The organism is Tsukamurella tyrosinosolvens, from assembly GCF_900104775.1.
Taxonomy (GTDB): Bacteria; Actinomycetota; Actinomycetes; order Mycobacteriales; family Mycobacteriaceae; genus Tsukamurella; species Tsukamurella tyrosinosolvens.
Genome location: NZ_FNSA01000003.1, coordinates 1,421,533 through 1,437,223, shown reverse-complemented (window position 1 = coordinate 1,437,223; position 15,691 = coordinate 1,421,533). Strand labels below are relative to the sequence as shown.

At 72.7% G+C, this 15,691-nt stretch carries 3 protein-coding genes; all 3 read right to left on the bottom strand.

What is annotated here, in order from left to right; all coding sequences use genetic code 11:
- Positions 1-171: 171 nt before the first annotated feature.
- The 3 genes from BLW32_RS08510 to BLW32_RS08500 are packed head-to-tail and all read right to left on the bottom strand — an operon-like array spanning position 172 to position 15,388.
- Entirely contained in the window at positions 172-5,625 is a 5,454-nt protein-coding gene (locus BLW32_RS08510; RefSeq protein ID WP_068742636.1) for an ATP-binding protein, read from the bottom strand.
- 20 nt (positions 5,626-5,645) lie between these two features.
- Positions 5,646-6,071 (bottom strand): holo-ACP synthase AcpS, encoded by a 426-nt coding sequence (acpS, locus tag BLW32_RS08505; RefSeq protein WP_068526371.1) that lies wholly within the window; start codon positions 6,069-6,071, stop codon positions 5,646-5,648.
- Positions 6,072-6,088: 17 nt separating this feature from the next.
- The gene (locus BLW32_RS08500) at positions 6,089-15,388 is read right to left on the bottom strand and encodes a type I polyketide synthase (RefSeq protein ID WP_068742637.1); all 9,300 of its coding nucleotides are present in this window, start codon (positions 15,386-15,388) and stop codon (positions 6,089-6,091) included.
- Positions 15,389-15,691 lie beyond the last annotated feature (303 nt).

Genomic DNA, 15,691 nt, shown 5'->3' with positions numbered 1-15,691 from the left:
TCGGACACGACTCGCATAGCCGAGGCACCTCGGGTTCCCGCGGGGAGTCTTCACCGATCATCGGGTTGCAACCCACTGTCGAGGACGAAGTCCCCGCGGGAAGCCGCACGTCCGCTGGAACGACGAAGGGCACCGTCGGGACGTCCCGACGGTGCCCTTCGCGCGTGAGTCCTACTGCGCGGCCTCGATCACCGAGATGATCTTCGGGCGCAGGTCGGCGGCGGCGATGATCTCATCGACCGAGCCGACCTCGACGGCGCGACGGATGCTGTGCACCCCGTCGAACTCGGCGGCGACCTCGCCCAGCTTCTCGGCGCGGACGGAGCCCCGCACCTCGTCGAGCTCGGCGAGCAGCGCGGCGCGCTCGGTGCCGGTGGCCTCGGCCACCTGCGCCTCGAGGTCCTTGACCCGCGCGTCACCGGCGGTGCGCGCGTTGACCTCGCCCGAGAACACGACCGCGGCCGCGGGAGCACCGCCGAGCACCGAGGCGAACGAGCCCTCGATGGCCAGCACCGTCATGTTCGGGTTCAGCTGCTTGCTGAACACCACGAACGCGCCGCCGTGGTATCGCGAGATCACGCAGAACACGATGGGGCCCGAGAAGTTGACGATCGCGCGGCCGATCTCGGCGCCGTACTCCAGCTGGAGCTTGCGCAGCGACTCCGGCGAACCGTCGAAGCCCGAGAGGTTGGCGAGCACGACCAGCGGCCGGTTGTCGCTCGCCGCGTTGATCGCACGGGCGGCCTTCTTCGACGACTGCGGGAACAGCGTGCCGGCGGTGTACGTGTCGGGGCCGTCGGTCGCCGGGAAGCCCAGGCGCGGCACCGACTTCGACTCGATGCCGAGCAGGCAGACCGGGATGCCGCCGATGTGCACGTCCTGAACCACCGCGGTCTCGGCGTCGGCCATCCCGGCCCAGCGCTCGAGGACCTCGTGATCCTGGTCGGACAGCGCGCGCATCACGGTGCGGATGTCGAAGGGCTTCTTGCGGTCCGGGTTCTTCTCCGCGGAGAAGATGTCGCCGACCGTGGTGAAGTCGCTGTCGGCCAGGACGTGCGGGAAGGCCGTGATGTCGCGGTCGGACGGGTCCGTGGTCGCGGCGCGGCGCGGGGCCTGCTCGCCGGGGGCGATGTAGGTGTGCGCGTAGTGCCCCATCAGGATCTGGTGCGCGCCCATGAGATCCGCGGCCCAGTACTGCGCCTGGCCGTTCGGGCCCATGATGCGGTCGTAACCGCCGATGCCGAAGTTGTCCTCCGCCGAGACGCCACCGGAGAAGTCCAGCGACTGCTTGCCGGTGAGCACCATCGCCGACTCCGGCGTCATGATCAGCACGCCCTTGGTGTGCATGAGCATCGTGGCCTCGGCGTTCCAGTACGGCTGCGCGCCCACGTTGATGCCGGCGGAGACGATGTTGATCTCGCCGCCCTGCTGGGTGAACTCGACGATCTTCTTCAGCGCCGCCGCGACCCAGTCCATGTTCTCGGTGCCCGAGTCCATGGAGATGCGGGCACCCGCGGAGAGCGCGTACCACTCGACGGGCAGCTCCATGCGGTGCGCGAGGTCGATCGCCGCGCTGATCCGGCGGCACTCGGCCTCGGCGAGCGCGCCCAGCGACTTCGTCGGATCGCCCAGCAGCAGAACGCGCTTGACGCCCTCCGGGTACAGCTCCGTCGCCGTGGAGATGACACCGACCACGATGCCCGCGGTGTTGCGGCCCTTCGGCCGGTCGGTGGGCACCAGCACGTCGGCGATGTCACCCTCGGCCAGCTCGTACTCGACGAAGTCGCCCAGCGCCGAGGTCAGCTCGTACGGGTAGACGGTGTTGCGGCTCGCCGCGCGCAGCACCTTCTGCCGGTAGCCGTCGATCGGCTCGACGGTGTCCTCGATCGGCTCACCGATGTGCAGGTCGGCGCGACCGGTGGGGCTGAACGACACCCGCACCTCGGTCTTCACCAGCTCACCCGTCGCGGCGTCGCGACGACGGCCGATGAGCAGCACCTCCTCGAGGCCCGCGCCGACCGTGGTCGACCCGATGTGGCCCGCGAGCGCCTCGAGCTCCGCGTCGCTGAGGTCCACCGGCGGCCAGATGTACATGACGATCCGGTTGGTGGGCAGCCGCTTCGCGCTGGGGCGGGCGGCCTGCGCCCGGCGGATCGAGTCCACGCACGTGGCGAGGGCGATCTCGGCGGTCGGCAGGGCCAGCAGGCGGCCGTCGCCGTCGCGCACGGCGGCCAGGTCGCGGACCTGGGCGAAGGCGACCAGGCGGTCGTCAGCCGGGTTCTCCTTGGCGACGGCGCGGTACAGGTACACCTCCTCGTCGTCCGACGAGGTGAGGCGCGTCAGGTCGAACCGGCGCAGCCGCTCCAGCTGCATGCGCTGCGCGATGTACGGATGCAGGCCGCGGATCAGGCGGTCCTCGACCACGCCGTTGGTGGCGGCGCGGAAGGTGAAGTGGTGGTGCATGACCGCGCCGCCGCTGCCGGCGACGGTGATCGTCACGCGGCGGACCTGCGCGGGCAGCGGATGCGCCGACAGCACGCTGTCGAACGCCGCCACCATCTCGTCCTGGTCCTCCGGCTGCTGCTCCCAGCTGAGGTAGATGTCGGCGTCCACCGACGCCGCGCCGTCGGCGACCTGCGCCAGGCCGGCGACCGCGTCGCTGAGGCCGTCGTAGGCCACGGCGGCGGAGGCCAGCAGCGCACCGTCGCGCTCGGCGACGACCCACTCCGTGCCGGCGACGTCCTGCGTGCGGACCTCGGTGAGGCCCTTGTTGCCGTAGTAGCGGCGGGTGAGTACCTCGAGCATGACGGCGTTGTCGGTCGGGTGGTCCCCGGCCAGGCGCTCACCGAGGAGCAGGACCAGCGGCTCGGTGCTGCGCACCATCTCCGCGACCCGCTCGGAACGGTCGGCGGCCGTGGGGTTCTCGTCGAGGTGCGTCAGGTGCGCTCGGACCGCCGAGTACACGCCCTCGCGGTTGCCGCGCAGGAGCGGCTGGCCGAACCAGGCGAAGACCACGCCGCGGGCGAGGTCGGCGATCACCGGGTAGCGCGACTGGGTCGCGTCCATCAGGCGCTCGAGCACGGCGCGCGCGTCGCCGCCCTCCTCGGCCGAGGGTGCCGGCTCGCGCAGCCACTTGCGCAGCAGCGCCGTGATGACGCGGACGCCGACCTTGGGCCGCTGCTGCGCCAGGAAGACGCGGAAGACGGCCGACTCGAGGTCGGTCGTGCGGTCCAGTTCGGCGACGCCGTAGTGGCCGAGCGCCGCGGCGAGCTTGGCGCGGTAGGAGTCCGGCAGGCCGGCGCGGTCGGCGTCGAGGCTGCGGAGGTAGGTGTGGAAGTGCTCGCGGGGGCTGTGCACCTCGTCGTCACTCCCCACCGAGCGGCGCAGGCCCAGCTCGGCGAGGTCGGCGAAGACGCTCGCCAGCGCCAGCTCGGCGGCCGCGGGCGCGGCGCCCTCGAGCTCGGCGGCGACGCGGTCCACGAGGTACTCGTCGAGCAGGCGGCTCTCGTCGGCCGGGTCGACGTCGTAGCCCAGCAGCTGGCTGCGGAGGGCGTCGCGGCCGGCGGCCGCGCGCTGCACGGCGCCCACCTGCGCGGGTTCCGCGGGCAGGTCGATCGGGCCCGCGGCGGTGCCGGCGGCCTCGTCGTCGCCGTCGCCGAGGGGCTCGAGGCGCAGCAGCGGCGCACCGGCCTCGACCTGGCTGCCGACGGTGACCGCGCACTCCTTCAGGCGCGCGGAGAAGGGCGAGCGGAGCACCGTCTCCATCTTCATCGACTCGAGCACGAGGATCGGCGCGCCGGCCTCGACCTCGTCGCCGACGGCGAGCGGCACGGCGACCACGAGCGCCGGCGCGGGCGAGCGGACCACGCCGCCCTCGTCGCGGCTGACGCGGTGGGTGACACCGTCGACGTCGACCACGTGGACGGGGCCGTGCGTACCGGTGGTGAGCCGGTACCGGACGCCGTTGACCACGGCCTGGCCGGTGTGGTTGTCGAAGCGCTCCAGGTCGACGTCGGCGGTGCGGGTCTCCGCGCCGGTGTCGATGACGAGCCGGAAGCTGTGCGCGCCGGTGCGGGCGACGCGGACGCGGTAGCTCGCGCCGCGCAGCTTGAAGTCCAGCGGGGTGCCGCTCTCGTGCTGTACCTGCGGGCGGCCGCCCGACGCGGTGGTCAGCAGGCGGGTGAGCTCGGTGCGCTCCTCGTCCTCGTAGGCGTCGATGGCGGCGGAGGCCAGGGCGACCGAGGTGTGCCGGTCGGCGACCAGGCGGCCCTCGCCGCGGACCCGGTCGATCCACCCGGTGTCGGCGCTGCCGTCGATGACCTCGGGCTGGTTCAGCAGATCCAGCACGAAGCTCTTGTTGGTGGCGCCACCCTCGATGATGACGCGGGTCTCGTTCATGGCGCGGCGCAGGCGGCCGAGGGCCTCGTCGCGGTCGCGGCCGTACGCGATGACCTTGGCGATCATCGAGTCGAAGTCGGCGGGGATGGTGTCGCCCTGCGAGACGCCGGTGTCGATGCGGATGCCGGGGCCGGCGGGCAGGTCGAGCAGCGCGATGCGGCCGGGGGCCGGCGCGAAGTCGCGGTCCGGGTCCTCGGCGTTGAGGCGGGCCTCGATGGCGTGGCCGCGCTCGACCGGACGCTCGCCGTCGAGCTTGCCGCCGGAGGCGACGTGCAGCTGGGCGCGGACCAGGTCGAAGCTGTTGGTGACCTCGGTGATCGGGTGCTCCACCTGGAGGCGGGTGTTCACCTCGAGGAAGGCGAGCAGGTCGTCGCCCGGGTGGTAGAGGAACTCGACGGTCGCGGCGCCCTGGTAGCCGACCTTGATGGCGAGGCGCTCCGCGGACTCCTTGAGCCGCTGCACCTGCTCGGGGCCGAGCACCGGCGAGGCGGACTCCTCAATGACCTTCTGGTTGCGGCGCTGCACGGAGCAGTCGCGGACGCCGAGGGCCCAGGCGGTCTCGCCGTCGGAGATGACCTGCACCTCGACGTGGCGGGCACCGGTGACCAGGCGCTCGAGGAAGACGACGCCGCTGCCGAAGGCGCGCTCGGCCTCGTCGCGGGTGCGCAGGTAGGCGTCCTCGAGGTCGGCGTCGGAGGCGACCATGCGAATGCCGCGACCGCCGCCGCCGGCGGTGGCCTTGAGCATGAGGGGGTAGCCGATGTCCTTGGCCTTGGCCTTCGCGTCCTCAAGGGTCTCGACGGGGCCGCGGCTCCACGGCGCGACGGGGACGCCGACCTCCTCGGCGATGAGCTTCGCGCCGATCTTGTCGCCGAGCTGGCGCATGGCGTCGGGGCTCGGGCCGACGAAGACGACGCCGACCTCGGCGCACTTCTCGGCGAAGACCGGATCCTCGGCGACGAAGCCCCAGCCGACCCACGCCGCGTCGGCGCCGGTCTCCTGCAGGGCGGTGCCGAGCAGCTCGTAGTTGAGGTACGGGCGCGCAGCGGCGGGCCCCAGGTCGTACGCGATGTCGGCCTCGCGGACGAAGGTCGCAGTGCGGTCGACGTCGGTGTAGAGGGCGACGGTCTCGATCTGCTGCCCGGTCTCGGCGGCCAGGTCGCGGACCGCGTGGATGAGGCGCATCGCGGCCTCACCTCGGTTCACGATGGCGATTCGGCTGAACACTCGCTTGTTCCCTTTCGGCTCTATCCGGTGCGCTCTTGCAGTCCGTTCGGACCGTCGCGCTCTTCAGTTCTCTCGATCACCGCGAACGCCGCCGCGGTATCACCGTCGTGGGTGAGTGACACATGGATCGTCGCACCCGGCCCCAGGTCGGCCGCGATGCGGCCGTACACCCGCACCGCCGGCCGCCCCCAGGCGTCGGAGACGACCTCCACCTCCCGCGCGCCGACCTCCTTCTCGGCCGGCCGCTGGGCGTAGAACCCCGACGAGAACGCCTTGAAGACGGCCTCTTTGGCCGCCCAGCGGGCGGCCAGAGAGCGCACGTCGCCCGCGGCGTCCCGTCGTTCGGCGGGACTGAACGACGAGAGCATCGTGGTCCCGGGCTGCGCGAGTTGCTCCGCGAACCCGGGCACGTGCACCACGTCGATCCCGACTCCCACCACGGCCATGGCGGAAGCCTATCGGGCTACCGGCATCCGTCGGCGCAGTACGTGCCGTCGGGTCCGAGCCGCTGGGCCTCGTCGAGCAGCAGGGCCGCTTCGGTGCGGTCCGTCGCCTCCGACGTGGCGTCGGCGCCGAAGCGCCGGCCCGCCGGCGGCTTGCGGTAGAGACCCGACCGGCCGCACATGGCGGAGAGCACCGCGCGCGCGCCCGCGACCTCGCGCTCCCGCGCCGTCGCCAGGTACTCGGCGCGGGCCGCCGGCTCCAGCGAGGCGAGGAAGGCGTCGCGGTGCACGACCGCGATGAGGCCCGAGACGTGGCCGAAGCCGAGCGAAGTGAGCAGACCCGCCTTGGGGCGGAAGCTCTGGTCGAAGCGGTGGGTCTCGCGCAGCCACACCAGGTGCGGGTACTTGCGCATCTCGTCGTCCACGCAGTCGAGGCTGCGGTTCGGCGGGACCACCTGCGCGTTGAGCATCTGGCACATGCCGATCAGCTGGAAGGCGGCGGCGCCGCCCTTGGCGTGACCGGTCAGCGACTTCTGCGAGACCACGAACATCGGGGCGCCCTCGGAGCGACCGATCGACGCGGCGATCCGCTCGTGCAGGTTCGCCTCGTTCGGGTCGTTCGCGTTGGTCGACGTGTCGTGCTTGCTGATGATCGAGACGTCGTCCGCCGCGACACCGAGCTGCCGCAGGCTGCGGGCCATCGGGGCCTCCGGGCCGCCGGCGGCCACGGACAGCGCGCCCATGCCCGGCGCCGGGATGGAGGTGTGCACGCCGTCGCCGAAGCTCTGCGCCCAGGCGACCACGCCGAGCACCGGCAGGCCCATCTTCGCCGCGACGTCGCCGCGGGCCAGCAGCACGGTGCCGCCGCCGTTCGACTCGACGAAGCCGCCGCGACGGCGGTCGTTGGCGCGGGAGAAGCGGCGCGGGCTGATGCCCTTGGCCAGCATCTTCTCGCTGTCCGCGGTGGCCTGCATCATGCCGAAGCCGGTGATGCCCTCGATCGACAGGTCGTCGAAGCCGCCGGTCACCGCGAACAGGGCCTTGCCGACCTTGATCTTGTCGACGCCCTCCTCGACCGAGACCGCCGCCGTGGCGCAGGCCGCGACCGGGTGGATCATCGCGCCGTAGCTGCCCACGTAGCTCTGCACGACGTGCGCCGCGACGACGTTCGGCAGGGCCTCCTGCAGGATGTCGTTCTGGTTCGGCTCGCCCAGCAGGGTGTTGATGAACAGGTCGCGCATCGAGCTCATGCCGCCCATGCCGGTGCCCTGCGTGTTGGCGACGTGCGAGGGGTGCACGTACTCCATCAGCTCGGCCGGCTCGAAGCCCGCGGAGATGAAGGCGTCGACGGTGGCGACCAGGTTCCACAGCGCCAGGCGGTCGACGGACTCGATCATCTCGGGCGTGATGCCCCAGTGCGTGGGGTCGAAGCCGTCCGGGATCTGCCCGCCGACGCTGCGCAGCAGCTTGGTGCGGCGCGGCACGCGGATCTCGGTGCCCGCCTTGCGGGTGATCCGCCACTCGCCCGACTCCATCGGCACCGCGACGGTGTTCTCCGGATCGGCTTCGACGAAGGCGCGGGCCTCCGCCTCGTTCGCCACCACGAAGGACATGTCCTCGGGGAGGAAGACGGACACCAGCAGCGGTGCGGACTGGTCGACGATGTCGCCGTCGTCGCTGAACTCGCGGATGCCGCAGCGCTCCACGACCGCATCGTGGTACTTGTCCGCCAGCTCGGCCTCGGGCACCAGGTCGCCCGACTCGGCGTCGTACCAGCCCGGTTCCGGGTCGTTCTCCCAGGTGATCATGCCGGTCACCCAGGCGAGTTCGGCGACGCCCGCGGCGGAGAGCCGCTCGTCGACCTCCATCTCGAAGCGGGTGCGCGAGCTGCCGTACGGGCCGACCTCACCGGCGCCGACGATGACGACCATGTCCTCGGGGCGGGCCTCGACGGAGCCCCAGTCCGGCTCGCGCAAGCTGGCGACCGGAGCGCCGGGCAGCGCGTCGATGGTGCCCTCGTCCTCGGCCTCGGCGGCCTCCGCCAGGCGGGCCTCCATGGCCTGCTCGGCGAGTGCCTTCATGTCGAGGTTGACGCCGCCCAGGCCGCCGGTGAGGTCGTCGAACAGCGGCGCCGTCGCGGCGCGCTCCCGGGCCTCGGCGCTGGCGTTGGCGAGCAGCTTGTCGGCCATCTCGAAGGTCGACCAGGTGCGCACACCGGCCGCCTCGACGGCCTCGACCAGCGGGTCGTTGCCGCCCATGAGGCCCGTACCGCGGACCCAGCCGATGATGGCGTGGGCCAGGGTGACGCGCTCGGACCAGGACTTCTCGGCGTTCCAGCGGGTGACGAGGGCGTCCAGGGAGGCCTTCGACTCGCCGTAGGCGCCGTCGCCGCCGAACATGCCGCGGTTCGGCGAGCCCGGGAGCACGACGTGCAGCCGCGAGGCCAGGTCGGTGTCCTTGCCGATGGCGGCGAGGCCGGCGATGAGCCGCTCGACCGACCACAGCAGGATCTTCATCTCCAGCTCGGCGCGCGGACCGGCGTCCGACATGTCGCCCGAGACGCGGGGCGCCGCGAACGGGAACAGCATCGTCGGGACCAGGGCCTCCTTGTGGACCGTGGTGTACGGGCCCACGGTCTCGGCCTGCCGCTCGCCGATCCACTCGACGAGCCCGTCGACGTCGGCGTAGCTCGCCATGTTGGCGGGCACGACCCAGAGGGCGGCGTCGGTCCGGGCGCTGGTGCGGTACAGCTCCTTGAAGAAGTCGAGCCGCTTGTCGTCGAGCCGGCTGGTCGTCGCGATCACCGTCGCGCCGCCGGCGAGCAGGCGCGCGGCCACGGCTGCGGCGATCGACCCGGCGGACGCGCCGGTGACGACGGCGACCTCGCCGGCGTACACGCCCGGCTCCGGGCTGCTCTTGGCCAGGCCCGAGAGGAAGGCGTACGCCCGGGCGTGCTCGGTGCGGCCGGCCTCGGTGGCCTTCTTCTCCCACCACTGCGCCTGGTCCTGCAGCGCCTTACCGGCGCCCTTGGCGGTCTCCAGGATGTGCTTGCTGTAGGTCGGGAACGTCGACGGATCCATGTTCCACACGCGGAGCAGGTCCTCGCGGGCGCTGGCCCAGCGGTCGTCGATGAGGACGGCCTTGTTGGCGTCGAAGGCCGGCGCGACCGCGTTCGCCCAGTCGTCGCCCAGCTCGGTGGCGATCAGGGCGGCGAGCCGCTCCGACTCGTCGTCGAGCTCGGGCAGGCCGCTCTCGGCGCTCTCCAGGCCCAGCTTCTGCAGCAGCACGCGGGCCGACGACGCGAGCGCGCCGTCCTCCCCCGTGATGGCCGAGGTGAACTCGGCGAGCGCTGCGGCGTCGACCGTGGCACCGCCGCCACCGCCGCCGGCCGACGGCTTGCCGACGGGCACGCCCTGCGCGGCTCCGACCTCGGCGACCGCGCGGTCGATCAGCGCGTCGAGCGCGGCCGCGTTGGAGACCGGGCCGTCGAGCAGCGTCGCGAGGTCGCCGCCGCGGACCGAGGCGCCCTCGCGGGTGCCGGTGGCCAGCGCGAGCACGGCGTGCTGCGCCCACCCCGGGCCCAGCTCCCACGTGCCGGTGACGTACTCGGTGATGTAGTTCGGGCGCTTGCCGGTGGAGCCCAGCAGCTTGCGCAGCTGGTTGCCGACGGTCTCCGAGAGCACGGGGCCGAGCGGCTTGTAGGTGCGCGCCAGCTTGGTGACGGTGCCGGCCAGCGTGGGCAGGTCGGCCTCCGCGGCACCGTCGATGGCGCCGAGGTTGAGCTCGCTGCCCAGGTCGAGGAGCAGCTGGTTGCGGCGCGAGCTCACGCCGTCGCACAGCGTCTCGATGGTGTCGGTCTTCTCCAGCTGGTCCGGACGCATCTTGGTCCAGATCGCGATCATGGCACGGGTCGCATCCGCGGCGTCGAAGCCGAGGTCGGCCGGGCGGGGGCCGCCCGACGGTGCGCTCGCCACCGGCGCGGCGGCCGGGGCAGCGGCAGCGGGGGCCGCGGCGGCGGGAGCCGCCGCCTCGTCGGTCGCCTCGGCGGCGTCGTCCTCGGGCACGTCCTCGTCGGTGGCGAAGACCTTCGCGGCGTCGCGCTCGGCGTTGAGCACGGTCGCGGCGGCCCGCTGGTACGAGGCGAGGGCCAGCGTGCGGCTGGCCAGGTTCGCGAGCGTCGGGGCGGACGCGAGGCCCACCTCGATGAACCGCTCGACGCCCAGGCCGCCGTGATCGGTGTCGATGAGCAGCTGATCCTGCGTCTCGATCCACCGGACGGGGCTGGCGAACTGCCACGCGAGGAGCTCGATCAGCAGCGTGCGGGCCGTGGCCATCGGGTTCGCGGCGGCCGCGTCCCAGTCGGCGACGAGCGCGCGGACCGGCTCGCTGGGCACCACGTCGAGGATGGAGACCGCGAAGTCGGCGGTCAGCTCGAACGGGCGGGCCACCAGGTTCGGCAGGTACTTGCCGACGAGCTTGGTGTAGTCGAACTCGGCCGGGACCAGCTCCTGGAGGCGGGCCGCGAACTCCGGCACGCCGTCGCGCAGCACCGAGGAGTGGAACGGGATGTCGATGCCGGGCACCAGCTGGAAGGCCTTCGGGCTGCCGGTGCGCTCGGCGATCGCCTTCTCCAGCGCGTCGAGCCCGGCCTGGTTGCCGACGACGACGTACTGCGCGCCCCGCAGGTTCAGGTTGACGATCTCGGCGAACTCGTCGGCGCCCTCGAGGTTCCCCTCGACCCAGTCGGCGATGTCGGCGTCGTCGACGTCGAAGAGCTCGGGGCGGAGCGCGGCCATCGCGTAGGGGCTGCGGCCCTGCTCGTCGCGGGGCACCAGCTGCTGCATGATGCGGCCGCGGTGGAAGACCGTCTCGAGGATCGTGCCGAGCGGCAGCACACCGGCGGAGGCCAGCGCGTTGTACTCGCCCACGGAGTGGCCGGCGATGATCGGATCGTCGACGCGAGCGCCGATCTCGGTGAGCTCGGCGAGCTGGGCGCAGGCCACGGTCGCCATGGCGACCTGGGTGAACTCGGTCAGGTACAGCACACCGTCGGGGTGGGTGTAGAGGGTGCCGTTGGCACGGATCGACAGCGGGTTGTCGCGGACCACGGCGAGGATGGAGAAGCCCAGGTTCTCGCGCGTGTGCTCGTCGGCGGCGTCCCAGACCTCGCGCGCGGCCTTGCTGCGCGAGCGCTGGTTCAGGCCCATGCCCTTGCCCTGGATGCCCTGGCCGGGGAAGACGTACGCGGTGACGGCCGGGAAGGCCACGGCCGAGGCGGCCATCACGAGATCGTCGCCGACCCGCGCGGTGACCTCGAGCAGCTCGCCGCCGCGGTCGATGCCGACGCGCTCGACGGTGAACTGCACCTCGTCGCCCGGGAGGACCATGCCCAGGAATCGGGTGGTCCAGCCGCGGATCTTGCGGTGCATGACGTCGCCGTTGGACGCGGACGCCACCTGCTGCGCGGCGGCCGAGAGCCACATGCCGTGCACGATCGGGCCGGGCAGGCCGGCCAGGCTGGCCGCGACCTGCGAGGTGTGGATCGGGTTGTGGTCGCCGGAGACGGCGGCGAAGCCGCTCATGTCCTGCGGGGCGTTGACGACGGCCTGGCGGACCCGCTTGCGCGGGGTCTCGGTGGCGGTCTCACCGCGCGCGCCGCCCGCGGGCTGCGGGTCGGCCAGCTCGGCCTCGCCGGTGCGGCCGCGGATCGCGAAGCGCTCGGTCATGACCACGGCGGGGGCGTCGGCGCCGGGGGCGCGGACGTCGATGCCGACGGTGACGACGGTGCCGATGTCGGTGGCGGTCACGTCCTCCAGGCGCGCGGTGGCGCGGTACGCGCCCGGCGTCGGGTTGGCGGCCAGCTCGATCGCGTGATCGAGGTGCACCAGGTCGAGCATGCCCTCGACGACGGGGCGGCCCTCGGCGGTGGTGGCGGCGCCGACCACGGCGAAGGACGCGGGCCAGCACAGGCCGACGAAGGCGTCCGGCACGGCCAGCTGCTCGTCGCCGTACAGGGCCGACAGGCCCACGGGGAGGCTGTCCGCCGTGATCGCCGCGTGGTCGGCGGCGTCCTCGGCGCGGAACTCGAAATCGATGGTGGCGGCACCGTCGGAGACGGTGGGCAGGTCGCCCGCGGCGGCCAGTGCCACCAGCTTCGACATGGCCTCGCTGGCCGCGCCGAGCTCGATGACGGGCACGCCGCCGTCGGCGCAGCTGTCCGGGACCTCGATCGGGATGACGAGGTCGGTGCCCGAGACCGGGATCTCGAGGACGACCGCGTTCGCGCCCGTCACCCGCAGGCGGGCGCCGGTGGCGGGCTGGAGGGCGGAGTCGCCGTCGGCCTCGACGGTCCAGGTGCTGCCCGAGCCGAGGCGGGCGATGGGGCTGTGCACGAGGCGGCCGGCCCACAGCACGTTGGTGGCCGCGAGGGCCCGCGCGAGCGGCACGGACTCGACGCCCGGCACCACGCGGCGGCCGGCGACGGCCTCCGCGACGACGCCCTCGCCGAGGCGGCGGCGGACCAGCTCGGCCTCGAAGCGGTTGAGCAGGTCGCCGACGGGCTCGTCGACGCGGGTGATGCCGGCGACGGCCTCCGGGCCGGGGATGATGCACACCTCGTCGGCGGAGTAGCGCGGCGAGTGCGCCTGCCACAGCGAGTCGGAGCGCCACCAGCGGCGGACGTCCTTGTCGACGACGGGCACGAAGTTGACCGGCTTGCCGGGGGTGCGGCACAGCGAGACGAAGAAGGGCACGTCGGCGGGGTGCAGGCGGGTGTCCGCGGCCTCCGGGTAGCGCTGCAGCAGCTGCTCGAGCGCAGCGTAGGCGTCGTCGGTCGCGGTGACGTCGGCGAAGGCGGTCGCGATGGGGCCGCGGTCCTCGGTCGCGAGGCGGGCCTCGGCGCGGTGCAGCATCGACAGGAAGCGGTCCTGGTGCGTGATGTCGAGCCAGCCGTAGTCGCCGAAGCGGCTCGCGTTGGCGGCGGCGACCTGCTCGCGGGTACCGACCGAGAGCTCGAGGTAGCGCTCCAGCCACTGCGCGTAGGTCATCGCATCGGCGTCGCCGAAGTAGGGCTTCGCGGTGCCGGCCATCGCGGCGACGATCTCGTCACGACGCTCGGCGACGGCGTCGCCGTCACCCGCGACCTCGTCGAGCAGGCGGCCGCACGCGGAGGCGGTGTTGTCGATCTCGTGGATGTCGGCGCCCAGCTGGCTGCGGCCCGAGGCCATGCCGCCCCCGGCGTGGCCGGCGCCGATCCAGTCGGGGGTGCCGGGGATGTCGGCCAGGAGGCGCTTGACGTCGTCCGAGGTGGTGGCCTCAAGCGTGGCCATCGCGGCGGTGCCGACGAGGATGCCGTCCACGGGCATCGCGGGGGCGCCGTACTTGCGCGACCACTCGCCGGAGAGGTACTCGGCCGCCAGCTCGGGGGTGCCGATGCCGCCGCCGACCGCGAGCACGACGTTGTTGCGGTCACGCAGCTCGGCGTAGGTGACGAGCAGCAGCTCGTCGAGGTCCTCCCAGGAGTGGTGGCCGCCGGCCTTGCCGCCCTCGACGTGCACGATGACGGGGTACTGCGGGACCTCGGCGGCGATGCGCGCCACCTGGCGGATCTGCTCGACGGTGCCCGGCTTGAAGGCGACGTGCCGCATGCCGGCCTCGGTGAGCTCCTCGACGAGGGCCGTGGCCTCCTCCAGCTCGGGGATGCCGGCGGTGATGATGACGCCGTCGAGCGGGGCGCCCGCGGCGCGGGCCTTCTGCACGATGCGCTTGCCGCCGAGCTGCAGCTTCCACAGGTACGGGTCGAGGAAGAGCGAGTTGAACTGCGCGGCGCGACCCGGCTCCAGGAGCGCGGTCAGCTTCGCGACGTTGTCGGCGAAGATCGGCTCGGTGACCTGGCCGCCGCCGGCCAGCTCGGCCCAGTGGCCGGCGTTGGCGGCCGCGGCGACGATGCCGGGATCGACGGTGGTCGGCGTCATGCCGGCGAGCAGGATCGGGCTGCGGCCGGTGAGCTCGGTGAACCGGGTGGACAGCACGGTGCGGCCGTCGGGCAGCGTGACCAGGCGCGGCGCGAACTCCGACCAGGCCAGCGGGAGCTCCGGCACGCCACCAGGCGAGAAGAGGTTTCGGGCGCCGCGCAGCGTGGTCGCGGGCACGAGGCCCACGCCGCGGCCGCGGGCGGGGGCGGCGGAGAGCTTGGTGGCGATGTCCTCGGGGCCGAGGTCGATCAGCCAGCGCGCGCCCTTGCCGATGGCGCCCTCGACCTCGGCGACCCAGTCCACGGGCTCGACGAGGACCGCGGCGGCGAGCCGGGCGGCGGTGTCGGTGTCGAGGCCGCAGCGCTCGGCCCATTCGGTGACCAGGCCGACCCCGTCGGCGAGCGCGGGGTGGTGGAAGCCGATGTCGACCGCGACGTCCTCGAACTTGGGCGCGAAGGCGGCGCCGCCGGTGAGCTTCTCCTTGCGCTGCTCCTCCTCCGTCTCGGCCACGGACTCGCAGAACTCGCGGAAGCCGGCGAGCAGCTTCGGGGTGCCGGTGAGCACGAAGGAGTTGCGGTTGTTGCGCACGGCGAGGACGGGGCCGCAGGCGTCGAAGGCGACGGTGGCGGTGAAGTCGGCGAGCAGCTTCTCGAGCTTGTCCTGGCGGACGCCGGTGACGGCCATCATCGGGGTGGCGCCGCCGAGGGCGACGAGGCCCTTGCGGCGGGCGACGACGCGGCCCGCGGCGCCGATCAGGCGCGCGATGGCGAGCAGGTCACCCTCGTTGCCGCGCGAGGCGAACGCGGAGACGGCGAGCTGGCCCTGCGAGTGGCCGATGGCGGCGACCGGCGGCACGTCCCACGGGTCGAGGCCCTGCGCCTCGAGGCCGTAGAGCGCGACGAGCTGGCTGAACAGGACGCCGGGGACGGAGAAGACGGCACCGTCGACCTGGGGTGCGAGGAGGCGGCGCGACGAGCCGGTCGCGGCCTGCGCGGCGTCCTCGTCCTCGTCGTCGGTGGTCTCGGCCTCGGAGGCGGCGATGGAGGCGTCGCGCCAGCGCATCGGGTCGAAGGTCAGGGCCTGTGCGCGGAGCAGCTCGGCGCGGACGGGCTCGAGCACGCTGTCGGCGCGCGCCACGAAGCCGTCGAAGAGGTCGCGGTACTCGGGGTCGTCGGCGAGGCCGGTCTGCTCCAGGAGCGAGACGAGGCCGGGCAGCCAGGGGCCGCCCTGACCGCCGAAGGTGAGCGCGTACTGCTCCCCCGCTGCCAACCTGTCCACCAGTGCGTCGTTGCTCCGCGGTCCCTTCGCGGTGCGTGCGTTGGCGGTGACGAAGTCGTCGACAGTCATGAATCTCCTCGGATCAGCTCGCTGCGCGCCGCTATGACGGCACGTCCGCGGCAGGCCCGCGGAAAACCCGTATTCCATGAGACCACAGGATTCGCACTACCTCTGACGTGCAGATATGTAACCAGTGGGTATACCGGCGAGTAGCTTGGAGATATCGATTCACGGGTGTATCCGAATGCCGATACACGGGTGAATCCACGCAGGTCCACCACCGCGTGACGGCGATCACCGATGTTTCCCGCGAGTAGCAGTTGTTATCGAATCGTTACCTACCCCATGGCCCGGTCGACGGTGGGTAGTCTG